Raw genomic sequence first — 22,978 nt, 5'->3', positions numbered from 1 at the left:
GTTCACCGTCTACGCTTTTGAACATTATTAAATCTAAAAATCATTTGTTCAATAGCGGAGCGATGATGACACCACTTATTGAAGCGCGGGGGATCAGCAAGCAGTTCTCGGGCGTGCCGGTGTTAAAAGGCATTGATTTCACGCTGCTCGCGAGCCAGGTACACGCCCTGATGGGCGGGAACGGCGCGGGAAAATCGACGCTGATGAAGATCATCGCCGGAGTTGAAACGCCTGACAGCGGTGAACTTTCGGTTGCGGGGGAGTCTTTTGCACGGCTTACGCCAGCGCAGGCGCATAAGCTCGGCATTTATCTGGTACCGCAGGAGCCGCTGCTGTTCCCCAACCTGACGGTGCGGGAAAATATCCTCTTTCGCCTGCCCCGTGAACGGGATCTGGAACCGCGCCTGGCCGATAAGCTCCAGCAGCTGCAATGCCAGCTTAACCTTGATGCCACCGCCAGCACTCTGGAAGTGGCGGATCAGCAGATGGTAGAGATCCTCCGCGGATTAATGCGCAACGCCAGGATCCTGATCCTCGACGAACCCACCGCCTCGCTCACGCCCGGCGAAACCGAACGCCTGTTCCGCCAGATCCGCGCGTTGCAGGCGCTTGGCGTCGGCATTGTTTTTATCTCGCATAAGCTGCCGGAAATTCGCCTGCTTTCGAGCCACATCTCGGTGATGCGTGACGGTGCAGTGGTGCTGAGCGGTGAAACCGCGCAGTTTGACGATAACGCCCTGATTGCCGCCATGACGCCAGTGAGTCGGGAAAAATCTCTGAGCGAGACGCAAAAGCTGTGGCTGGCGTTGCCGGGCAACCGCCGCACCCAGCCGCAGGATTTCCCGGTGCTGCGCGTGGAGGATCTCACCGGGGAGGGGTTTATCGATCTGAGTCTTGAGATCTTCGCCGGTGAGATCGTCGGCCTGGCCGGGCTGGTGGGATCCGGGCGCACCGAGTTTGCCGAAACGCTTTACGGCCTGCGTCCGGTGCGCGGGGGGCGCGTCTGGCTGGAGAATCAGGAAATCACTGCCGAGCCGCCTGGTTCACGTCTGGAAAAAGGGCTGGTTTACCTGCCGGAAGACAGGCAGGTTTCCGGCCTGTTCCTCGACGCGCCGATCCGCTGGAACACCGTGGTGCTGAACGAGCCGTCTCTCTGGCAGCAGCGCAAGCGGGAGTCGGCGGTGGTAGAGCGCTATCACCGTGCGCTCGGGATTAAGCTCAACCATGCGGATCAAACCGTGCGTACGCTCTCCGGCGGCAACCAGCAGAAGGTACTGCTGGCGCGCTGTCTGGAGGCCAATCCTTTACTCCTTATTGTCGATGAACCGACGCGTGGCGTGGACGTCTCCGCGCGCGCCGATATCTACCAACTCATCAAAAGCGTGGCCGCGCAGAACGTCGCGGTACTGATGATCTCAAGCGATCTCGATGAGTTCCCAGGCCTTGCCGATCGCGTACTGGTGATGCATCAGGGCGTACTCAGCGGCGAGCTGCAGCGCCATGCCGTTAGCCTCGACAGGATGATGGCGCTGGCGTTCGGGGGGCAATCATGAAGACCTTATTAAAGAACCGTGAGTTGAGCGCGTTTCTCGCCATTCTGGCACTGTTTGCCGTGCTGGTGGCGCTGAACCCGTCTTACTTCAGCCTGCAAACGCTGGGGATGATCTTCGCCAGTGCCCAGATCCTGATCCTGCTGGCCATCGGTGCCGCGCTGGTCATGCTGACCCGCAATATTGACGTCTCGGTGGGCTCGACCGTTGGGCTGTCGGCAATCGCCGTCGGCGTGGCGCTCAATGGCGGCTACAGCCTGCCCGTTTCCATCCTCTTCGCACTGTCGATTGGCGCACTGGCCGGGGCATTCAACGGCGTGCTGGTGGTGGGGCTGCGCATCCCGGCGATTGTCGCCACCCTCGGCACGCTGGGGCTGTATCGCGGGGCGATGCTGCTCTGGACGGGCGGGAAGTGGATTGAAGGGTTGCCGCCGGGGCTGAAATCTCTCTCTGAACCGCTTGCCATCGGCATGTCGCCACTCGGTATGGTGGTGTTAATTATCGCAGCCGCGGGCGCGTGGACGCTGTCGCGTACCGCGTTCGGCCGTGATTTCTACGCGGTGGGGGATAACCTCGCCGCCGCGCGTCAGCTGGGCGTAGCGGTGAACCGCACCCGCATGCTCGCCTTTACACTGAACGGCATGCTGGCGGCCTGCGCAGGGATTGTCTTTGCCGCGCAAATTGGTTTTGTCCCCAACCAGACCGGCAGCGGGCTGGAGATGAAGGCCATCGCCGCCTGCGTGCTCGGGGGGATCTCTCTGCTGGGCGGCACCGGCACGCTGATCGGTGCCTTGCTTGGGGCTTTCTTCCTCACCCAAATCGACACCGTACTGGTGCTGTTCAGGCTGCCAGCCTGGTGGAATGACTTTATCGCCGGGCTGGTGCTGCTGGGCGTACTGGTGCTCGACGGGCGGCTGCGTCAGGCGCTGGCGCGCCATCAGCGGGCGCTGAAATACGGCCGCTTCCAGCCAGGTCACAGAGGGGGAAAGCACGTCACTCCCTTTCCCAAACGCAAAAAAGAGGTGGCGTAAATGAAGCTTAACTGGGAAAGCGCGCTGCTGGTTTTGCTGGTGCTGGAGATCCTGCTCTTTGGCGCCATTAACCCGCGCATGCTCGACATCAATATGCTGCTGTTCAGCACCAGCGACTTCATCGGTATCGGTATCGTGGCGCTGCCGCTCACGCTTGTCATTATCAGCGGCGGGATCGACATCTCGCTGGGTTCGACCATCGGCCTGTGCGCCATCGCGCTGGGGGTGATGATGCAGGCCGGGTGGCCGATGGCGGTGGCCATTCCGCTGACGCTGCTGCTCGGCCTGCTGTGCGGGCTGGTGAATGCGGCGCTGATCCACTACACCGGCATCAGTCCACTGGTGATTACCCTCGGCACGCTCTATCTCTACGGTGGCGGGGCGTTGCTGCTTTCCGGCATGGCGGGGGCGACGGGCTATGAGGGCATCGGCGGCTTCCCGGACAGCTTTACCGCGTTCGCGAATCTCACGGTCGTTGGCCTGCCGCTCCCGCTGGTGCTGTTCGCTGTGATTACCGTTTTCTTCTGGCTGATTACCCACCGCGGGCGCTTTGGCCGTCATCTGTTTTTGATTGGCCAGAACCCGCGAGCGGCACGCTATGCGGCGCTGTCGGTTAACGGTATGCCCTACGCGCTGTATGGTCTGGTGGGCGTGGCCTCGGCCATTGCCGCACTGGTCATGGTCTCCTATTTCGGTTCCGCGCGGTCAGATCTGGGGCGCGATTTGCTGATGCCTGCGCTCACCGCCGCCGTACTCGGCGGGGCGAATATCTACGGCGGGTCAGGTTCGGTTGTCGGTACGGCGCTGGCAGCGCTGCTGGTGGGGTACCTGCAACAGGGTTTACAGATGGTCGGCATCCCCAACCAGGTATCGAGCGCGCTTTCAGGAGCGCTGCTGGTTGTGGTGGTGATGGGTCGTTCGCTGAGTCTGCACCGCGAATGGGTGCGTTCTCTCTTTAGAAAACTTTCCGGAGCGTAAGATGAAAACAAAACTGATAGTCCTGGCAATGGCCCTCAGCTTCGCCTCGGCGCAGGCGGCGGATCGGATTGCCTTTATCCCGAAACTGGTGGGGGTTGGCTTCTTCACCAGCGGCGGTAACGGTGCGAAAGAGGCGGGGAAAGACCTCGGCGTGGACGTCACCTATGACGGTCCAACCGAGCCGAGCGTTTCCGGCCAGGTGCAGCTCATCAACAACTTCGTTAACCAGGGCTACAACGCGATTATCGTCTCTGCCGTGTCGCCGGACGGCCTCTGCCCGGCCTTAAAACGCGCGATGCAGCGCGGCGTCAAAGTGCTGACCTGGGATTCCGACACCAAACCGGAGTGCCGCAGCATATATATCAACCAGGGGACGCCGGAACAGCTCGGCGGCCTGCTGGTGGAGATGGCGGGCAAGCAGGTCACCAAACCGAATGCCAAAGTGGCATTCTTCTACTCCAGCCCAACGGTCACCGACCAGAACCAGTGGGTGAAAGAGGCGAAGGCTAAAATCGAGAAAGATCATCCTCAGTGGCAGATCGTGACCACTCAGTTTGGCTATAACGATGCCACCAAATCCCTGCAAACCGCCGAGGGGATCTTAAAAGCGTATCCGGATCTGGATGCGATCATCGCCCCGGATGCCAACGCCCTGCCAGCCGCTGCGCAGGCAGCAGAAAACCTGAAGCGGGAAGGGGTGGCGATTGTCGGGTTCAGCACGCCAAACGTCATGCGTCCATACGTGGAGCGCGGCACGGTAAAAGCCTTCGGCCTGTGGGACGTGGTGCAACAGGGCAAAATTGCGGTCAATGTCGCCGATCGTTTACTGAAAAAAGGCGATCTTAACGTTGGCGACAGCGTGGACGTGAAAGAGATCGGTACGCTGAAGGTCGAACCGAACAGCGTGCAGGGCTACCAGTATGAGGCGAAAGGTAACGGCATCGTGCTGCTGCCGGAACGCGTGGTGTTCACTAAAGAGAACATCAACAAATACGATTTCTGACGGGGGAACAAATGGCTGATTTAGACGACATCAAAGACGGGAAGGATTTTGGCATCGGCACGCCACAGCAAAATGTGCCGTTTACCCTGAAGGGCTGTGGTTCGCTGGACTGGGGGATGCAGTCCAGGCTTTCGCGCATCTTCAACCCGCAAAGCAACCGCACGGTGATGCTGGCCTTTGACCACGGTTATTTCCAGGGGCCGACCACCGGCCTTGAGCGTATCGATCTCTCCATTGCGCCGCTGTTTGGCGAAACCGATGTGCTGATGTGTACCCGCGGTATCCTGCGGAGCACCGTGCCTGCGGCCACCAACAAACCGGTTGTGCTGCGCGCCTCCGGCGGTAACTCAATTCTGGGCGAATTGTCCAACGAGTGCGTGGCGGTGGCAATGGAAGATGCGCTCCGGCTGAACGTCTGCGCGGTCGCAGCACAGGTCTACATTGGCAGCGAGTTCGAGCATCAGTCGATCAACAACATCATCAAGCTTGTCGACGCTGGTGCCCGCTACGGCATGCCAACCCTCGCGGTGACAGGGGTGGGGAAAGAGATGGCGCGCGACGCGCGGTATTTCTCACTTGCCAGCCGCATTGCCGCCGAAATGGGGGCGCAGTTCGTCAAAACCTATTATGTGGATGAGGGCTTTGAAAAAGTCACCGCCAGCTGCCCGGTGCCGATCGTCATCGCCGGCGGCAAAAAGCTGCCGGAGCACGAGGCGCTGGAGATGTGCTGGCGCGCGATTGACCAGGGCGCATCCGGTGTGGACATGGGGCGCAATATCTTCCAGTCCAGCGCGCCGCTCGCCATGCTGAAGGCAGTGAAAAAAGTGGTTCACGAGAACATGAGCGCCCGTGAAGCGTTCCAGTTCTGGCAGGAAGAGAAACAGGGAGAAGCAAAATGAACGTGACGTTAGTGGAGATCAACATCAAACCCGAGCGGGTGGACGAGTTTCTGACGGTGTTTCGCGCCAACCATGAAGGGGCGATTAAGGAGCCGGGAAACCTGCGTTTTGACGTCCTGCAGGATCCGAGGGTGAAAACCCGGTTCTTTATCTACGAAGCCTATAAAGACGAAGCGGCGGTGCTGGCGCATAAGCAGACGCCGCACTATCTGGCGTGCGTGGATAAGCTTGAGGACCTGATGTCGGAGCCGCGCAAAAAACGCAGTTTTGTGGGGTTGTTGCCGGAGTAGTTTTTTTTGCCCGGTAGACCGGTCTGCCGGGCAAGCATCGATCAGGGATGATGCTTTTGTAACGTTGTGAGCAGGCTGTCTGCACAATATTGTCTGAGGAGTTTTTCATCTCTTTCAGGCAGGTCGCTGTGAAGAAACGCTTCCAGACTCTCGGTATTTACACCGTTAAAAATGAAAATACGGTCGGGATGGTAAAGCGCCATGTTTTTAATCGACGCGTTTGTGGTGATCAGCTTCTTATTCAGAATCAGGGCTTCCAGAGCGCGGAGAGTTAATCCCTGTTGCTCAGGTTTGTTTATTTCCAGCATGACAGAGCAGCGTTTGGCTTTTTCAATATTTTCCTGATAACTCAGTTTTTTATTTTGACAATTATCGGGATAGTTACCCTGGTTATCGTACTTATCCAGCAGGTAGAAATCTGTCTTGTAGCCGCAATTTTCGAGTACCGGCGTCAATGTGCGCACAACATTTGCGCGAATGGGTTCATAGCCACCGACAAAAAAACAGCTTTTATTTTCAGTTGGATTTTGTTTTTGAAACTGCTCGATTTCTTTCCAGCTAAAGGGCAAAAACTGCTCAATCGCACGCAGGTTATAACGTTCGCAATCGGCGGGATCAAAGCTATAAATAGCATCAAAGACCGGGCGAACGGTCTCGATGTAATCTTGATCCTGAGCCAGTTGCCCAAGGTGACGTCGTTTCCGTGTCAGGGCTTCAACGGAGTCGCGGAGAATCAGCACTTTTTTACAAGGCATACTGGCGACATAATCCAGGAATGGAAAGACGCTGTATCCATTGCAAATCGCAATATCATCGGGCTTGATTGCTGATAATTTCACAGCACAGTGGGTGCGTTTATGCCATTTTTTTAATGCGTTGCCTGGTAACAGGGCATTGATTGATTTATAACGTCGCATAATTCGATTAATTTGCTTAACGGGATGATCCTGAGCAAGCGAATTAAGCATCATGATTTCGAAAGGATTGACCCATTCCAGAAAAAAATAGCGCATGGTCCCTCAGAGGTGGCTGGCCGATTATCGGGAAATGATATCTCATACTGGAAAAGGAATCATTATTGCGAGATTCCACGTTTGATCGGGGACGCAACAGATTGATGAAGTTTTGTAGGCCGGGTAATCGCTAGCGCCACCCGGCATTTTTCAGGCCAGCTTCAGGTCCGCCAGGATCGCAGCAAGCGCCTCGCGCGGCTCACCCTGAATCGCCTGCAGTGGGAAGGGGAGCGCCGGTGCCTCCACTTTTCCCATCATCTCGGCTGCCGCTGCCATCACCCGCACGCTGCCGTAACGGCGGAACAGCGCCCACAGTGGCTCCAGACGTTCTGATTCCATGCTGTCTTTCGAGTGCGCAATTGCCAGTGCCGCCTGAGGGAACAGCCCGCCGACGACGGAATACCAGACGTCAAACCCGGCCTGCAGGGCGGATGCTGCCCGCCAGTCGCCGCTTATCCCCAGCGTGACCGTCTTCGGAAGACGCGCCCGCACCCGCGACACATCCTCCGGCATGTGGCCCATTTTCACCGAGCCAATATTGGGCAGCGCCGCCACGGCAAACATCAGCTCGTCGCTAAACTCAAACCCGGTGGTGGCGGGATTATCATAAACGCACAGCGGGACGGAGAGCTGGCGAGTTACCGTCTCATATAGCGAATATACCTCGTCCGTCGTCAAACGCTGGTACGACACCGGTGCCATCAGCACGCTGGATGCTCCCGCCTTCTGCGCGTGCTCAGCCAGACGCAGAATGTCATCCAGTCTCAGTGCGCCAATACTGACCATGACCGGAATGCCATTGGCATGTTCCACCGCGCAGCGGGTAATATGCGTGCGCTCCTCAACGGTGAGGTAGGCATAGCTGCCCGTTGAACCCAGAATACCCAGCGAATCCACCCCCGCGTCGACCAGGGGGCGAAGCAGGTTGATAAAGGCCTGCTCGTCAAACTTCCCCTCTTTCAGGGGCGTTAACGGAAACGCACTTAACCCGTGAAACATCGTGTTGTCCTCTTACAGTTCCAGCAGTTGAACCTGAGCCGTTGCGCCTGGCATTAATCGTTGCAGATTGCTGACCAGCTCCTCGCCCGCTTCTTCGAGCGCACCTGACGGCATCGTTGGCAGACTTTCGAGAATAAACCACATGGTCTGCGCCTGGCTATCAAGACGGGTACGTATTCCTTGTCGCCAGTTCCAGCGACGACAGGTGACGCCCATATCGTCGCGCCAGATGACCTCGCCAGCATCCGGGTATTCCACCACCGGCTGGCCCTCTTTCAGGGTGTCAAAGGGTTCATTGCCCTCGGCCAGCGTCAGGCGCGGCGCACCGGAATAGGCCGCGAGATTCTCGCCCCCTACCGGAATGGCGTAGCGAATACTGACCGCATTATAGATGTCCACCACCGGGTCGAGTGAAGGTAGCGAACCGTCTTTAAGCACCCGCTTTCGCAGTGCGGAGGCCGAGCAGGGGGTACGTTTTGGCTTCGCGCCAAAGTTTTTAAATACCTCATCCCAGGCAGCGAGATGCGCTTGTGCCCACGGTACATCATCATTCAACACCTGCTGGCAAGCCTGCGTCAGCGCGGCGGGGGCAACTTCTGGATGGGTAATCTGTGCGGCTTCAACCAGAATGCTCAGCGCCCGAAAGCCCGGGGCAATCCCGGCAAGACGCGGGTCTATTGACGGCGTAACGAGAGACATAAATAATCCTGTATTGACTGTTTTATACCATGGTAGTGACCAATGACTGATAAAGTCAATATAATGACTGAGCAGGGGGCCGATGTTGCCCAGGTAAGCCTGGCCGTGGCGAACCGCATCCGCAACTGGCGTAAAGATAAAAAATTGTCGCTGGATGAGCTATCCCGCCGCGCCAGCGTCAGCAAAGGCATGCTGGTGGAGATCGAAAAGGGGGCCGCCAATCCCAGTATCGCTATCCTGTGCAAACTGGCTGCCGCGCTGGGCGTTTCCGTGGCGGATATTGTTAACGTCTCCAGCGAACCGGTCGTGCATGTTATTGAAAAACAGGCTATCCCGGTTCTGTGGCAGGGCGCAAAGGGCGGTTCTGCCAGATTACTGGCGGGTACCGCTGGCCCGGACATGATTGAACTGTGGCAGTGGGAGATGCAGCCGGGGGAACACTTCTCTTCACCGGGGCACCCGGCAGGCACATGTGAACTGCTACACGTGAACGAGGGGGTATTGTCGCTGACGGTGGGCGAGACGGTGACGCAGGTTGAGGCTGGCGCGTCGGCGGTCGCCAAAACAGAAATGGCGCACGGCTATGGGAACGAAGGCGATACCGTGCTTCGCTTCACCATGACGGTGGCGGAGTTTCACCGGTAAAAAACTGCCCGGTGGCGCTAACGCTTACCGGGCTTGCTTAGGCCGGGTAAGCGTAGCGTCACCCGGCGCTTTTTACGCCTCTTCCACGCTCACACGCAGTGCTGCCAGCGCTTTACGTGCCGCTTTCAGCACCTGCTCGCACTGCTCAATCGTCAGCGTCAGCGGCGGTTCAATACGGATGGTTTTCGAGTTGTTGAGCGTTCCGGCCACCAGTACCCGCTGGCGGAACATCTCGCTCGCGAAGCTATAGCCGATTTCGTTGTCGACAAACTCAATCGCCATCAATAACCCTCTGCCGCGTGCATCCTGCACCAGATCCGGATATTCCCGGCCCAGCTGGCGGAAGCCATCCAGCAGCATGTCGCCTTTCTGCTCCGCCTGCGCAGGCAGGTTTTGTTCCAGCAGCACGTTGATGGTCGCCAGCGCGGCCGCACAGGCCAGCGGGTTACCGCCAAAGGTCGTGGTATGCAGGAACGGGTTGTCGAACAGCACCGAGAATACCTCCTCGGTGGCTACCGTAGCACCAATCGGCATCACGCCGCCGCCGAGCGCTTTCGCCAGACACAGAATGTCTGGCTGAACGTTCTCGTGCTCGCAGGCAAACATCTTGCCGGTGCGTCCCATCCCGGTCTGGACTTCGTCGAGGATCAGCAGGGCGCCAAACTCATCGCACAGCTGACGCACGGCAGGCAAATAGCCCTGCGGAGGCAGGATCACGCCGCCTTCGCCCTGAATCGGCTCCAGGATCACCGCCGCCACGTCATCGCCGGTTTTACGGCATTCACTCAGCGCGGTGCGCATGGCGTTAATGTCGCCGAACGGCACGTGGCGGAAGCCCGGCAGCAGCGGCATAAACGGCTTGCGGAAGGTGGATTTAGCGGTCGCCGACAGTGCGCCCAGGGATTTACCGTGGAACGCGCCGCTGGTGGCAATGAAGGTGAATTTCCCACGCGGCGACTGGTACGCTTTGGCGAGTTTAATCGCCGCTTCGACCGATTCCGTGCCGCTGTTACTAAAGAAGCTGTATTTCAGTTTGCCGGGCGTTAAGGCCGCCAGCGTTTTCGCGAGCATGGCGCGAAGCGGGTCGAGCAGTTCCTGGCTATGGAGAGGTTGTTTCGCAAGTTGATTCTGTACGGCGGAAACCACAACTGGATTACGGTGCCCCACGTTGAAGATACCAAAACCACCAAGGCAATCGATAAACTCCTGTCCCTGGGTGTCGACAAGCGTGTTCAGACTTCCCGCTTGCCACTCTACGGCTCCGTAATCCCCGCCGGCGGTAACAGATTTGCGATACTCCAGAAATCCTGGATTGACGTGCTCTTTAAAGTAATCGATGACCTCTCGGTTAAGTTGTTTCATCTCCTCATGATCAAGCGTTTGCTTCTCTATGAGATTCAATGCGTGCGCGGTACAGGCAAGAGCCGAGGCGCTGGAAGGTAACCTGTTCAAAATATGCTCCCGGGGATCGCGTATCACATGATACTGGTTTAAGTATTGCAGGGATTACGCCACTTCAGAGGACTTAACGAAAATCGGGATAAACGCCAGGTTAAAATAATGTTGCACAATATTTAATCATGCCGATACAACCGAAACGGGATTTAGCGATAAGGCACAGCACGTGCAGGACGGGGCATAAAAGCGCAATTGCACGAAAGGAGTGCAATGCATGCCACTTAAGCGGGCGTTAACAGGTCATGCTTTGCAGGTAATTTCCAAGAGAAAGTATTTCAAATCAATGAATTATAAATTCTCACAAAAAGTGCGGTTTAAGTGAAATCTGCGATCTCCATCAAGTTTAACAACTAAAGATAAATTGGTTACCGCCGAAAAAACAATTACCCACAAATTTAACATTCAAATAACCTGCAAGGGATGCTCACAATGTCCTCTCCAACCTATGTCACCCAGAATGAATATCCTCTGGACGATGACACCACCTTAATGTCTACCACAGACATCCACAGCTACATTACCCACGCCAACGACACGTTCGTGCAGGTGAGCGGTTACCCGCTTGATGAGCTGACGGGTCAGCCGCACAATATGGTGCGCCACCCTGATATGCCAAAAGCCGCCTTTGCCGATATGTGGTACACCCTGCAACAGGGGGAACCGTGGAGCGGGATTGTCAAAAATCGGCGCAAAAACGGTGACCACTACTGGGTGCGCGCGAATGCGGTGCCAATGGTGCGTCACGGGAAGGTGACGGGCTATATGTCGATCCGCACCAAAGCCACGGCGGAAGAGATAGCCACCGTGGAGCCGCTCTACCGCGCGCTGAATGACGGCAGCTGTAAGAAACGTATTCATAAAGGACTGGTGGTGGGAAAGGGCTGGCTGGGTAAACTGCCGGCCATGCCGCTGCGCTGGCGGGTGCGTAGCGTAATGGCGGTGCTTTTTGCCGTCCTCGCCGCCACGCTGATCGCCACCTCCGCAGGGTGGATGCCGCTCGTTGCGGCTGCGGTGGTCATGCTGCTGGGGACGCTGCTGTTTGAGCAACAGATTGTGCGTCCGGTCGAAAACGTGGCGCGACAGGCCCTGAGGGTGGCTACCGGGGAGCGCAACAGCGTGCAGCATTTGAACCGCAGTGACGAGCTGGGACTGACCCTGCGCGCGATAGGCCAGCTTGGGCTGATGTGCCGCTGGTTGATCAACGACGTCTCGAGCCAGGTGGTGAGCGTGCGTGACGGCAGCGACAGGCTGGCCCGGGGTAATGAAGATCTGAACGATCGTACGCGTCAGACGGTAGCGAATGTGCAGCAGACCGTCGCAACGATGAACCAGATGGCCGCGTCCGTGCAGAGCAACTCTGAAACTGCCGCCGAGGTGGATAAACTCTCCGTTGCCGCGAGCAGTGCGGCGACGAAGGGCGGCAATGCGATGCAGACCGTGGTCAAAACCATGGATGACATCGCCGACAGCACGCAGCGAATTGGCTCGATTACCTCTCTGATAAACGACATCGCTTTCCAGACCAATATCCTGGCGCTCAATGCGGCAGTTGAAGCGGCACGGGCGGGTGAGCAGGGGAAAGGGTTTGCCGTGGTCGCGGGCGAAGTCCGCCATCTCGCCAGCCGCAGCGCCAGTGCGGCTAACGATATTCGTAAACTCATTGATGCCAGCGCCAGCAAAGTGCAGTCCGGCGCCGAGCAGGTGCACGCCGCTGGCCGCACGATGGATGACATTGTCGAGCAGGTGAAAAACGTGACGCAGCTTATCGCTCAGATCAGTCACTCCACCTCCGAGCAGGCCACCGGGCTCTCAGAATTAACCCGTGCGGTGGCCGAGCTGGACAGCATCACGCAGAAAAATGCCGACCTGGTCGAGGAGAGCGCACACATTTCTGCCATGGTGAAACACCGTGCCGGGCGTCTGAAGGATGCGGTAACCGTGCTCCATTGAGTCAGTAAAGTTCCGGAAAAGCCGTTTATTCCGTAAGGAATAAACGGCTTTTTTATGACTGCTTGTGACTATTAATGTGCTTTATTGTTAATATAATATTAAATAACTAAAAAAAGTGCCTCAGTTATTTATTCCTGCCTAAGTCAGTTTTCCATGATGCTGTTTTGCAAAACACGCTTCTGGTCGTCTGGTAACGATCGATGAGACGAAATTAATAGTCTCTGCCTATCTATTGTGATGGTTATGAAATAAAAAAACGATCAAAGTCATAAAGTTAGCGAATTCGTTACCGATAACAGCGATCGTCTGAGAAATAATCACATCGATGGAGTAAATATGTTCTTACATGACGTAAAGATCGGCACGAAATTATTTCTGGCGTTTGGGTTCTTTATTGTCCTGATGGCAATCAGCGCGAGCCTGTCTCTGCTGAGTCTGAACCGGGCAAATAATGGGATGCAATCCATTATTACCCGTGATTATCCGACCACGGTAAAAGCGAACCAGTTAATCGATAACTTCCAGGAATTTATTAGCACTCAACAGCTGATGCTGCTGGACGAGCAGGGCACTTACACGGGGCAATCTCAGCAGCACCTGAAAGAGATCAGCGAGCACATCACGGTAATCCTGGGCGAGCTGAACAACGCGTTGCAGGATGAAAAGTCTCAGCAGGTGCTGGCAGATATCCGCAGCGTGCGCCAGCAGTATCTGGACTCGCGCTATCGCATCCTGCAGGCGGTGCAGAACAACAATCGTGCGGGTGCCATTCAAGAGATGATGACCACCACCCTTGCCGTGCAGCAGGCTTATAAAGCGAAGGTGAAGGAGCTGATTGTCATTCAAAACAGCGAGATGCAGAGTGCAGGCGCGCAGGTAGAAGGGGATTTCAGGTCTAACCGACTGCTGCTGATCCTCATCACCCTCTTTAGCGTCGCGGCAGGCAGCCTGATCGGCTGGTTTATCGTGCGCGCTATCACCCGTCCGCTCGGCGAGGCGGTGAATTTTGCGAAGGCCATTTCAGAGGGCGATCTGACGGGCAGCATCACGCCGCACGGCAAAGACGAAACGGGCTTACTGCTGCATGCGTTGATGGAGATGAAAAACCGTCTGCTGGACATTGTGCAGCAGGTGCAAACCGGCTCGGAGAATATCTCCAGCGCAGCCGCGCAGATCGTTGCGGGTAACCAGGATCTCGCCGCGCGCACGGAAGAGCAGGCAAGTTCCGTTGAACAGACAGCAGCCTCGATGGAGCAGATCACCGCGACGGTGAAAAACACCGCCTCGCACACTGGCGAAGCGACCAACCTCTCGGCAGATGCTGCCACGGTGGTTAAAAACAACGGTGAGATGATGAAGCAGGTGACCAGCAAAATGCGCCTGATTAACGAGACGTCGAACCGGATGTCCGACATTATCGACCTGATCGACGCCATTGCTTTCCAGACCAACATTCTGGCGCTGAACGCGGCCGTGGAAGCAGCGCGCGCCGGTGAGCACGGTCGTGGCTTTGCGGTGGTGGCCGGTGAGGTGCGCCAGCTTGCCCAGAAGAGCGCATCGTCGGCCAGCGAAATCCGTGAGCTGATTGAGAGCTCCACCAGTCAGACCCAGGACGGCATGAACCTGGTGGAAAAAGCGAGCGCGCTGATCAACGGGATGGTGGGCAACGTGGAAGAGATGGACGTCATCCTGCGTGAGATCCGCCAGGCCAGCCATGAGCAGACGGAAGGGATCTCGCAGATTAACAGCGCGATTGGCCTGATTGATGCCACCACCCAGCAGAACTCCGCGCTGGTGGAGGAGTCCGTCGCCGCGGCGGCATCGCTTAACGAACAGGCGATGCACCTGAAAGAGCTGGTACGCGTCTTCCGCGTGAGCGAACACGCTCCGGCTTAATCCAGCTGGGAGATCTCGAGCGCCGCGCGGTCAATGACGCCGATAATCTGCTTAAGCTGCGCGTCGCTGAGCTCTCCCTGATTCACCTTCAGGTCTAACACCGCTTTAAAGTTATCCAGCGCCCGCTTCATCTGCGGTTTTTTGCGCAGCTGGAAGCCGACAGAACGCGCTTTGATGCGTGCCTGTATGTGCTCAAGCTGTTCCTGGTTCTCATCCAGCCACTGCTGGCCCGTCACGGTAATCGCAATTCGCTTTCTGCCGTTCTCTTCTTCCGTAATGGTGATAAAGGTCTGATCCTGCAAATAATCCAGCGTCGGGTAGATCACCCCAGGGCTCGGGGTGTAATTACCCTGGGTCAGGTTCTCAATCTCTTTGATCAGCTCATAGCCGTGGCTCGCATTGCGGGTCAGGATATCCAGAATCACCAGCCGCAGATCGCCGTGGCCGAAAAAGCGCGGTCGGCGTCCGCCGCCATCATGTTCGTGTCGCATAGTAATTCCTTCAATTTGATATATCTAAAATATATCTAAGATATATTCAGATGCAATCTAAAAGATCTTGCTTTTTTACTGATTAGTAATCATTATCATTTAAAAATTAATTTAGATATATCGTATTCATCAGAGAGGGGGCTAAAAATGGCATCTAGCCGTTACCCACAGCGTGTTCGTAATGACCTGCGTTTTCGCGAGCTGACGGTGCTCCGCGTGGAACGCGTGAGCGCGGGTTTCCAGCGCGTTGTATTAGGTGGCGAGGCGCTGGAGGGGTTTAGCTCCCGCGGCTTCGACGACCACACCAAAGTCTTTTTCCCGGCACCGGGGGCGGTGTTTGTGCCGCCCGTGGTGACTGATGAAGGCATCGACTGGGGCGACGGCGTGCGTCCGCAGACGCGCGACTATACGCCGCTGTATGATGAGTCTCGCCATGAACTGGTGCTCGATTTCTTCATTCATGACGGCGGCATTGCCAGCAACTGGGCGGTTGAGGCGAAAGCGGGGGACACGTTGACCATTGGTGGGCCGCGCGGTTCGCTGGTGGTGCCGGAAGATTACGCCTGGCAACTGTACGTGTGTGATGAATCCGGTATGCCTGCGCTACGTCGACGCTTAGAGAGTCTTGCTAAACTGCCGGTTCGCCCAGAAATTCACGCGGTAGTAACGGTCGGGAACGACGCATATAAGGACTATCTGGCGCACCTGAGCGACGTCGACATCACCTGGGTAGTGGGCCACAGCGAGCAGGCGGTGGCGGATCGTCTGGCGGCGTTGACCGTTCCGGCGGAAGAGTACTTTATCTGGCTGACCGGGGAAGGAAAGGTAGTAAAAAGCCTGAGCCGTCAGTTTGACACTGACGCGATTGATCAACAGTTGGTGCGTGCCAGCGCCTACTGGCACGCTAAATAATCAGGCTGCTGAATCCATTTGCGCTTCGTTCACCTGGTGTTCGAGCGAGGCGCGAACCTCGTGCAGGGCTTTCTCCTGCTGAGCAAAGTACGCCTCCATATTGCTCAGCGACGACACCAGCAGCCAGGACTCTTCTTTCTCCAGCTCCGCCAGCTCGTTCACTAAGGTGTCGATTTGCTCGCGTACCTGCGCCATTTTTTTGCGGATACGTTCCAGATCGTTCAGCCTGTCGCTGGCCATCAGCGGCTCGAAGCCCTGCTGCAGGCGGGCGACCAGCGAGCGAATAGCCTTGACGTCGCCACGCTGTTTGGCCTGGTTGAGCTGCACCATCATCGCGTTGGCTTCCTCTTTCAGGTCGTCCGCCACCAGGTCCGGATGACAGAGTTTGCTCGCCTGCCGCCAGAGACGCTTGAGTTCGTTCTGATCTTCTTCAGAGAGGTGCTTCCCTTTGCGCAGCCGCATTTCGACATCGTGATGTTGCTCGCGATACTTCTCGTACTCTTCGTTGGCTTCGTCACGCGCCTGGCGAGCAGGCTCCTCTTCGCGCGTTAAGCCGCTCTCCAGCTCCAGCGCCTCGGCCAGCAAATTAGCAATCAAATTACTTTGCTGCTCCAGATGCTTGCGCGCCTCAGCCGCCTGCACGGAGTCGGCCGGGAGATCGCGCCAGCGCTGGGTGAGCGTCGCCAGCACCTCCACCGCCTGCGCCATATAGCGCTGGCAGCGACGGTAATCTTCCTCGCGACGACGCGCTTCCGCCTGCTGACGACGCAGGTTGAGCTCTGCCAGCGTTTTACGCAGGGCGAGGATCTGCTGCATCAGCGGGCCGAGACGGGAGAAATAGAGATCGTTGAACTCATCAAGCTGCTGCACCCGCGCGTTGCGGCGATCGATGAGATCGCGCAGACGCTCTTCCAGCGCCTTCAGCTCCAGCTTGCTGGCTGCCACTTGCGGGTCGCGCCACGGGGTGATGGCGCGCTGGCCCTGCAGCCAGGCGGTAATGGCCCTGATGGCGGCGGTGTAATTCTTCTGCTCAAGCGCCACGACGATTGCCTGTAGCTCATCGTCAAACGCTTCATTCTTCAGCCGTGTCAGCTGGCTCTGGATGATGTCGTCATCTTCCAGTTCAATGGCATTTTTAATGATTTCTAGCCGTTTGATCGGTGTGCTCATGATGCCTTTCGCTTTGGCGCTTAAGTATTTGAGTTAAGGGTAGTTGTGGGCAACGCTACAGGAAATAATACACACGGATGATGATCGGCGCGATGGGGGATTTCTTTAGTTTTTAGGGTTTGTGAGGGTGAGCGGCAGGACGAACTACATTTGATTGATTCCGTGTGTGCTTGCACAGGGTGCAGCAAAAAATCAGAGGAGGAATATAGCCTGGCGAATGCCAGGAGGAAAACTCAGGGGACAACAAGGGGGCACCCGTCATTCAGCCAACAAAAAAGCCACTCATTCGAGTGGCTTAATCATATGAATTTAAAGCTAAAATTTGGTGGCCCCTGCTGGACTTGAACCAGAGACCAAGCGATTATGAGTCATATTAATAACGCGTTTCATCTTTGTGCATTTTTCATCGCCATGATTTTATTTTGTTTAATAACATGGTGTTAATTCATTTTCGTTGTTTCATGTTGTGCTGTGTTTTGGCCTTCAGTATCTTCCTTACGTCACCCACTACGTCACCTGTAAATGTTCAGGTAACGTAACACCGAAGGACTGAAAAAGGCTATGTCTGATAATTTAACTGTCTCGCTGATAAGCGGCTTAAAGCCGAAGAAAACTGCCTATTATGAGTGGGACAAAAGTGGTGAACGCGGGGCAGGGCGATTAGGGGTGAAAGTTGAGCCATCAGGCCAGAGAGTTTTTTATTATCGCTACTTTTGGCAAGGGAAACGGCAGTTCATTCTGCTAGGGCGGTTCCCGGAGCTGTCACTGGCACAGGCCAGGCAGCAATGTAAAGAGCATGCGGGCCTTCTTAAAGAAGGAAAAGCACCCAAGGCTGAAATCGCGGAACAACTTTTAACTGCCGAACAGCAACAGTATGAAGACCAGCTCAAAGGCAGCATTGAGCAACTCATTTTGGGGTACACCACCAAAATGCGTGAAGACGGTAAACGTACCTGGCAGCAGGTTCTGTACCGGCTGGAAAAAGAAACCTACCCATTTATACCTAAAGCAACAAAAGCACGTGACGTTACACCTGCTCATATCAAACAGATTCTGGCAGCCATTATTAAACGAGGTGCCTCGGTTGAAGCAAACCGTGTCCGCTCTTATCTGATGGCAGCCTTCAACTATGGATTGAAAGCTGACAACGATCCGGCAAACCATCAGCAGAATGTGATGTTTGGTCTTCAGATGAATCCAGTGGGCGTCATACCCAAACAATCCTCAGCGGAGAAGGCAGGGACAAACTGGCTCAAGCTGGATGAGTTGCAGCAGCTGATGGGGGATTTCCCTAAAGCTTCAAAGGTAGGTTCGTTAATTAGCCAATTGCTCAACTTGTGTGTCTACACTGGTGGTCAGCGGCCTCATGAGCTGGTTTCCAGCCGTTGGGATGCTGTTAACTGGGAAGAGAAAACGCTATTGGTAGTGGCGGGTGTGTCGAAAAATAAAAGGGATCATCTGGTGCCCTTGACTGACTCAGCTCTTGAGATACTCGAAAGGTTAAAAGCTGAAAATCTAAATCAGAGTCCTTACATCTTCCCGCAACGAACCAAGCCAGAGCAGCATTTGCGCACAGACAGCTTTGCACAAGCCATCATCTATTACCGGGAACACTTTGCGCTGAGCCCATTTTTTATTGCGCGTGATATTCGTCGTACCTGTAAGACCCTGATGGGCGAAGCGGGTATTGCTAAAGACCTGCGTGACCGCATTCAGAACCATGCTCTACAGGATGTGAGTTCTAAACACTACGATCGTTACGATTACCTAGTTGAAAAGCGTAAGGCTCTCGAGATCTGGGAGTCTCGGGTGAATAACCACCAGCAACAGCAGGAAAACAATGTCGTTAACCTGTTTGGGCAGAGATAGAGGCTTAATCGGATCTCTGGATTTGCTGGCGAGGCCGACGTTCTTCGCCAGTGTTCGGTTACGTTTGAGCTGTCGCTCAATTTCTTGCACGGGTTTTCCGGTTTCAATGGCTGTAGAACTGGCAACGGAACGATAGATTTGTGCCGGGGTTACTTGATATGGCGGAACTAATTTTTTCATGATAGTCACTTAAATTAATTGTACCTTTATTATTTGATGCTAAATACAATCAGCGAAAATATTAGAGGTGACGCCATCCCCTCACCTCTAATATAAAAATATCTAATATTTATTACATTGTGATTCCTGCAGGAGCAGTTTTTTTATCTAACCCGGATTGCATACTTTTTCCTACATTATCACGACGGAAATCAAACATGTTCATTTCAAACGTACTTATAGCTACCTGATCATTGCCATGAACATGAGCAATCAAACGATTAAACGGCTCCTTGTAAGGTGCTTTAGCGTAAGATCCGCCGAATTCCCCTGAGTTAACGAGCACAACATGCTGGTACATATGATAATGCAGTGCTTCAACCATGGAATCGAATGTATTAACATCCCTGTTTAATGCTGCCACAAGATAAGCATTTGATTTATCCCTGAGATCTGCACTTAGTGCGATGTCGGTTGCGTCATAACAAATGGAGCCTGTGAGAATAAATCCTTTTTTATCAGGGAATTGGGGGTGAACAAGTTCAAGCATCAATTGGTATGGTCTCCAGGGTTCAACCCGGCCTTTCTCATCTTCCATCATATTATGCTTGCCTTGAAGTCTTATCATTTCTTTCTGGCTGCTATTGCTTTTAGGTGGGACAATCCAAACGGCACAATTATTTGGTCCTTTGATTCCAGGTTGCTCAATAAATGTCAGGCCCGAGTATATGATTGCATTGGTTTTTCTAGATAAGGCGATGAGTACATCCAAATCGTCACTATGTACAGCGAGCTCAGGCCATACTATTAAATCAATGTTCTCTATTTTTTCACCATGAGTTCGTTGAGTTGTTTTTTGTGCAAGCGTGTGTTTTACAACTAAATCAGCCACTTCAGCAACATGTCTGCGATGAATCACTCTATATTTTGCGGAGTTTAAAAGAAGTCCATGGCTGGCAAAATCTTTCGTTGCAGGCAGTTTTGACTGGACCATAGCAACTGTTAGGGCTTTTTTCGAGTCAGACCAGTCGAACTGTATTTTTTCTGTAAGTCCCGGAGTTCCTGATAGTTTGCAGTAATCCTGCTTAAGCTTACTCAGCCGAGCATCAACTAGTTTTCTGACAGCATCTACTGTAAAAATTGCTGGCCATTGATATCCATTATCACCCACTGAAATTCCCGGCCAGGCAAGCAACTTGGATAAGAGTGTGGTAAGCCAACCAGAAACCTGAGAGTTCTCACCGGCAATGGACTCAGGTGTTGTCATCATCCCCAATTGACGTTTGTCTCTACTAGTTTTAATACCCCGATAACCCTGTTTGGGGGAAATTGCTTGACCAAAATCTGTCCAGTCTTGTTTGCCGAGTAGTACTGATCGGATGCACATGGCAACTCTATACAATATTTGAGTGTCTGCATCATCCGTGAAAATAGAATCGACCCATCCCGATGATTTGAATAATTTTGCATCCACATCCATTCCTGCATCGAAGACATTCGATGTTGGAGGGTTGGAGTAGTTATGAAACGTTACTTTAGTGTTTGCTACACTTATTTGATAATCTTTTTTATTATCCAGGCAAACAATCCTGTCCAATAAAAGGGCTTGCATCAGTTTTAATGCCATTATCTCATTGGAAAATGGGTTATCAGGTCTTGATATGATTCTAAGTAATGAGTGACTACTTTTTATCATGCCTAAAGAAGTCGCCAAAGGTTGTATATCTATATGGCATTCATTAATTATTGTTTTCACGGAGTCTGAGTTTAGCCACCTCTGTTGTAAAGGTCGTGAATGATAAACTAAGAATTTAAACAATGATAAGTTTTGATGTGATATTATGCTAACTATTTTCTTCAATTTTATGACGTGTTTTTTGTCATAAATTCTTTCGCACAAAGAAGCACATGAGCGAATAAATGGTTTGTTATCTTTAACTAATTGACTAGCCAGCAAAATACATGAGGCTATAGTCTTGCTATCCATTTTAGTGGGAAGTGTAATTGTTCTAAAGCCTGATGCCAGTTTTAAGATAAGATCATGCCTGGCATCAGTGCCATTTTTTTCTAATGTATTATCTAAACGCACAAGCAACAGAAAACTAGCCTGATTAATTAACAGGTTCCAAGTTTCGTTGTCAGAGGCGCTGCGCTTATTAATGAATGTCTCGGCACAATGTTGTATTTTTTCAAAGTACCCATCCACATTGGCTTGCGCAGGGAATGCATAGGTATCTTTTTTATGAATAGTCATTGCTGAATGTCGAAATATTTCAGCAAGGCAATAAGTAGCTACAGCACTTTGTTTTTCATTATCGCTTTCAATGAGGGTGCAAAGCTGTTCAAGTATAGGGTCTAATAGCTTAGGATCTGGGAAAAGTTCCAGTCCTTTCTTGAGTAGCAGTGCCAGTGACGGGTCATGGCTCCAACAGACAATAAAACGCCGTGCCAAACGTTCTTGCAGATAATCCCATTCCCCGGCAATAACATCCCCATCAGTATCTATATCCTGCGAGGTGAAATGTCTTAATTCTTTTAGTATCTTACTGATTTTATTTGCAGAAAAACGCTTGAGGGTATCCTCCCTGACATCGAAACGGTCTTTTTCAATCTCAGCTAATCGATTTGATTTACCATTTTTCGGTGGTTCAAAATCGGTTTTTGTTAGACTTAATAATGACTCAAGATGCCCAAGTTGTTCGTTGGCGCTATCCATTGATATTGGACCACTTAACTTGGTCTGGATGTTTTCTAGGCTGCGTGAGAGGCCCGCTGATTTACCTCTAAAAATCTCTATTTTTGTTTTTTTAGGGTTAATTATCAGTCCAAGATTATCTATTTCATGGTTAAGGAGATTAGTTATTGCATCATTTATGAATTCGGTATTATTATTTTTTTGTTTTTTAACCTTAACCACAAGTCGCATATCATCGACATATCGACAGTAATCAATAAGTTTAATGTTATCAGCGATGTTTGTGTTGATTTTATTTTGCAGGAATAGATCTAATTCAAGTAAATAAATATTTGAGAAAAATCCTGCGGCAACTAATCCCTGAGGGATGCCTTTGGGTATTTCTTTTACTTCGTCCGACTTACATAGGCCATAATTCTTTATACTAGATGCAGTCCAGTCCCAGTTTGTAAAACATTTAAATAAATGATTGATGAGAGGGTTTTCTTTATTGTTTATTGGCTCACTGATATGGCTTTTTATCTTTTGAATTAGAGTCTTCCTGTTTACTAAATCGAAAAACTTCGCAAGATCTAGTTCTATGATGTAAACGGCTTCGTCCGGCGAAATTTCACTTTGCGCTTTTGACGCAAAATGATAAGGCCTGTTTAAAAATTTCCGATAGTCAGTGAAATATTTACTATATGTCACTGTTGCACCGAAGCTATGCTCTGCTTTATCGTCAATATACTGACAATAAAGTCTATTTCCGTAATTGACGATACCTTTCTGGTGGACGATGTCATAGCTGGTGTCTGGGTTTCCTTGCTTGGTTTCTATTGTATTGGCTAGGCACATCATGACTAATGTCATGATGGTTTGTTCAGCTATGGGTATATGGGCAAGGGGGCGTAGGGTAAGTTCTTTTTCATCACAAGGTTGCCATAGAACCTTATTTTCGACAGTCTTAAACTCCCATTTACAGGCTTTTGGTACAGGAACAAGTTGTAGCTCTGAAAATTTAAATTCTTTTTTGTCCTGCATTCTTTTGACCCAATCTTTACAGTGCTGCATTAGGTCCAAAGCCGACAGGTCTAGTTCAAAGTTGTCAGCATACCAATTTGTGGTACGTATGTAGTGATGGCTTTTCTTCCAGGCTAGGGCCATGAGCAGTGGATCGGTAATGTACTCATCTGTTAACTGAAGCTCTTGATACTTTTTATTAATAATTGGCATGGTTTTTGTTTTTAAAGGTTTGTGATTGTTTTTTTCTGTTTTCTTCAAAAGTAGAT

The 22,978-nt window shown here is 52.9% G+C and carries 18 protein-coding genes; 11 read left to right on the top strand and 7 right to left on the bottom strand.

The window, feature by feature from the left end; translation table 11 throughout:
• Positions 1–65: 65 nt before the first annotated feature.
• Genes lsrA through lsrG form a run of 6 tightly spaced genes read left to right on the top strand, consistent with a single transcriptional unit; the run spans position 66 to position 5,751 of the window.
• Positions 66–1,553, top strand: a complete 1,488-nt coding sequence (lsrA, locus tag G0034_RS19820; protein ID WP_179121350.1) for an autoinducer 2 ABC transporter ATP-binding protein LsrA — start codon at positions 66–68, stop codon at positions 1,551–1,553.
• Entirely contained in the window at positions 1,550–2,581 is a 1,032-nt protein-coding gene (gene lsrC, locus G0034_RS19815) for an autoinducer 2 ABC transporter permease LsrC (protein WP_023338805.1), read from the top strand. Before lsrA ends, lsrC begins: the two co-directional genes overlap by 4 nt.
• On the top strand, positions 2,582–3,559 hold the full coding sequence (gene lsrD / locus G0034_RS19810; RefSeq protein WP_179121220.1) for an autoinducer 2 ABC transporter permease LsrD: 978 nt from the start codon (positions 2,582–2,584) through the stop codon (positions 3,557–3,559).
• A 1-nt stretch (position 3,560) separates the two neighbouring features.
• On the top strand, positions 3,561–4,562 hold the full coding sequence (lsrB, locus tag G0034_RS19805) for an autoinducer 2 ABC transporter substrate-binding protein LsrB (RefSeq protein ID WP_014885310.1): 1,002 nt from the start codon (positions 3,561–3,563) through the stop codon (positions 4,560–4,562).
• Positions 4,563–4,573: 11 nt separating this feature from the next.
• Positions 4,574–5,461, top strand: coding sequence for a 3-hydroxy-5-phosphonooxypentane-2,4-dione thiolase (lsrF, locus tag G0034_RS19800; protein ID WP_014885309.1), 888 nt, complete (start codon positions 4,574–4,576; stop codon positions 5,459–5,461).
• Positions 5,458–5,751, top strand: coding sequence for a (4S)-4-hydroxy-5-phosphonooxypentane-2,3-dione isomerase (gene lsrG / locus G0034_RS19795; protein ID WP_023331350.1), 294 nt, complete (start codon positions 5,458–5,460; stop codon positions 5,749–5,751). The genes lsrF and lsrG overlap by 4 nt, the downstream gene beginning before the upstream one ends.
• Before the next feature lie 41 nt (positions 5,752–5,792).
• On the opposite strand, the gene G0034_RS19790 is transcribed toward lsrG, so the two are convergent.
• The 3 genes from G0034_RS19790 to G0034_RS19780 form a co-directional block, all read right to left on the bottom strand.
• A complete protein-coding gene (locus tag G0034_RS19790; RefSeq protein ID WP_045134799.1) occupies positions 5,793–6,764 on the bottom strand; it encodes a WaaS/CpsH family glycosyltransferase in 972 nt (323 codons plus the stop codon).
• Between the two features lie 150 nt (positions 6,765–6,914).
• A complete protein-coding gene (locus G0034_RS19785; protein WP_069602403.1) occupies positions 6,915–7,763 on the bottom strand; it encodes a dihydrodipicolinate synthase family protein in 849 nt (282 codons plus the stop codon).
• Between the two features lie 12 nt (positions 7,764–7,775).
• On the bottom strand, positions 7,776–8,462 hold the full coding sequence (locus G0034_RS19780) for a B3/B4 domain-containing protein (RefSeq protein ID WP_023331348.1): 687 nt from the start codon (positions 8,460–8,462) through the stop codon (positions 7,776–7,778).
• 42 nt (positions 8,463–8,504) lie between these two features.
• On the opposite strand from G0034_RS19780, the gene G0034_RS19775 reads away from it, so the two are divergent.
• Positions 8,505–9,107, top strand: coding sequence for a helix-turn-helix domain-containing protein (locus G0034_RS19775; protein ID WP_014885304.1), 603 nt, complete (start codon positions 8,505–8,507; stop codon positions 9,105–9,107).
• A gap of 72 nt (positions 9,108–9,179) precedes the next feature.
• On the opposite strand, the gene ygjG is transcribed toward G0034_RS19775, so the two are convergent.
• A complete protein-coding gene (gene ygjG, locus G0034_RS19770) occupies positions 9,180–10,559 on the bottom strand; it encodes a putrescine aminotransferase (protein WP_023337828.1) in 1,380 nt (459 codons plus the stop codon).
• Between the two features lie 435 nt (positions 10,560–10,994).
• Here ygjG and G0034_RS19765 point away from each other — a divergent pair, with 435 nt between their 5' ends.
• Together G0034_RS19765 and G0034_RS19760 are read left to right on the top strand one after the other, a co-directional pair.
• On the top strand, positions 10,995–12,515 hold the full coding sequence (locus G0034_RS19765; RefSeq protein WP_045134803.1) for a methyl-accepting chemotaxis protein: 1,521 nt from the start codon (positions 10,995–10,997) through the stop codon (positions 12,513–12,515).
• A 336-nt stretch (positions 12,516–12,851) separates the two neighbouring features.
• Complete coding sequence (locus tag G0034_RS19760; protein ID WP_179121219.1) at positions 12,852–14,411, top strand: methyl-accepting chemotaxis protein; 1,560 nt, start codon at positions 12,852–12,854, stop codon at positions 14,409–14,411.
• Here the strand turns inward: G0034_RS19760 and G0034_RS19755 are convergent.
• On the bottom strand, positions 14,408–14,902 hold the full coding sequence (locus tag G0034_RS19755; RefSeq protein ID WP_179121218.1) for a PadR family transcriptional regulator: 495 nt from the start codon (positions 14,900–14,902) through the stop codon (positions 14,408–14,410). The two genes, G0034_RS19760 and G0034_RS19755, sit on opposite strands and share 4 nt — an antisense overlap.
• A 147-nt stretch (positions 14,903–15,049) precedes the next feature.
• Here G0034_RS19755 and G0034_RS19750 point away from each other — a divergent pair, with 147 nt between their 5' ends.
• Complete coding sequence (locus G0034_RS19750; protein ID WP_179121217.1) at positions 15,050–15,814, top strand: siderophore-interacting protein; 765 nt, start codon at positions 15,050–15,052, stop codon at positions 15,812–15,814.
• Here G0034_RS19750 and G0034_RS19745 read toward each other — a convergent pair whose 3' ends face one another.
• Positions 15,815–16,984, bottom strand: coding sequence for a coiled-coil domain-containing protein (locus G0034_RS19745; protein ID WP_023331343.1), 1,170 nt, complete (start codon positions 16,982–16,984; stop codon positions 15,815–15,817).
• Between the two features lie 561 nt (positions 16,985–17,545).
• Here G0034_RS19745 and G0034_RS19740 point away from each other — a divergent pair.
• Positions 17,546–18,853: a tyrosine-type recombinase/integrase gene (locus tag G0034_RS19740; protein WP_023331342.1), complete on the top strand. Its 1,308-nt coding sequence runs from the start codon at positions 17,546–17,548 to the stop codon at positions 18,851–18,853.
• 292 nt (positions 18,854–19,145) lie between these two features.
• On the opposite strand, the gene G0034_RS19735 is transcribed toward G0034_RS19740, so the two are convergent.
• Positions 19,146–22,970 carry an RNA-directed DNA polymerase gene (locus G0034_RS19735; RefSeq protein WP_232952274.1) on the bottom strand — a complete coding sequence of 1,275 codons (3,825 nt, stop codon included), beginning with the start codon at positions 22,968–22,970 and terminating at the stop codon, positions 19,146–19,148.
• Between the last annotated feature and the right edge of the window lie 8 nt (positions 22,971–22,978).

The sequence above is a fragment of the Enterobacter sp. T2 genome (assembly GCF_010692925.1).
Classification (GTDB): Bacteria; Pseudomonadota; Gammaproteobacteria; order Enterobacterales; family Enterobacteriaceae; genus Enterobacter; species Enterobacter kobei.
Note: the sequence above shows the minus strand (reverse complement) of the source record. Positions and strands in the feature narration are given on the sequence as shown.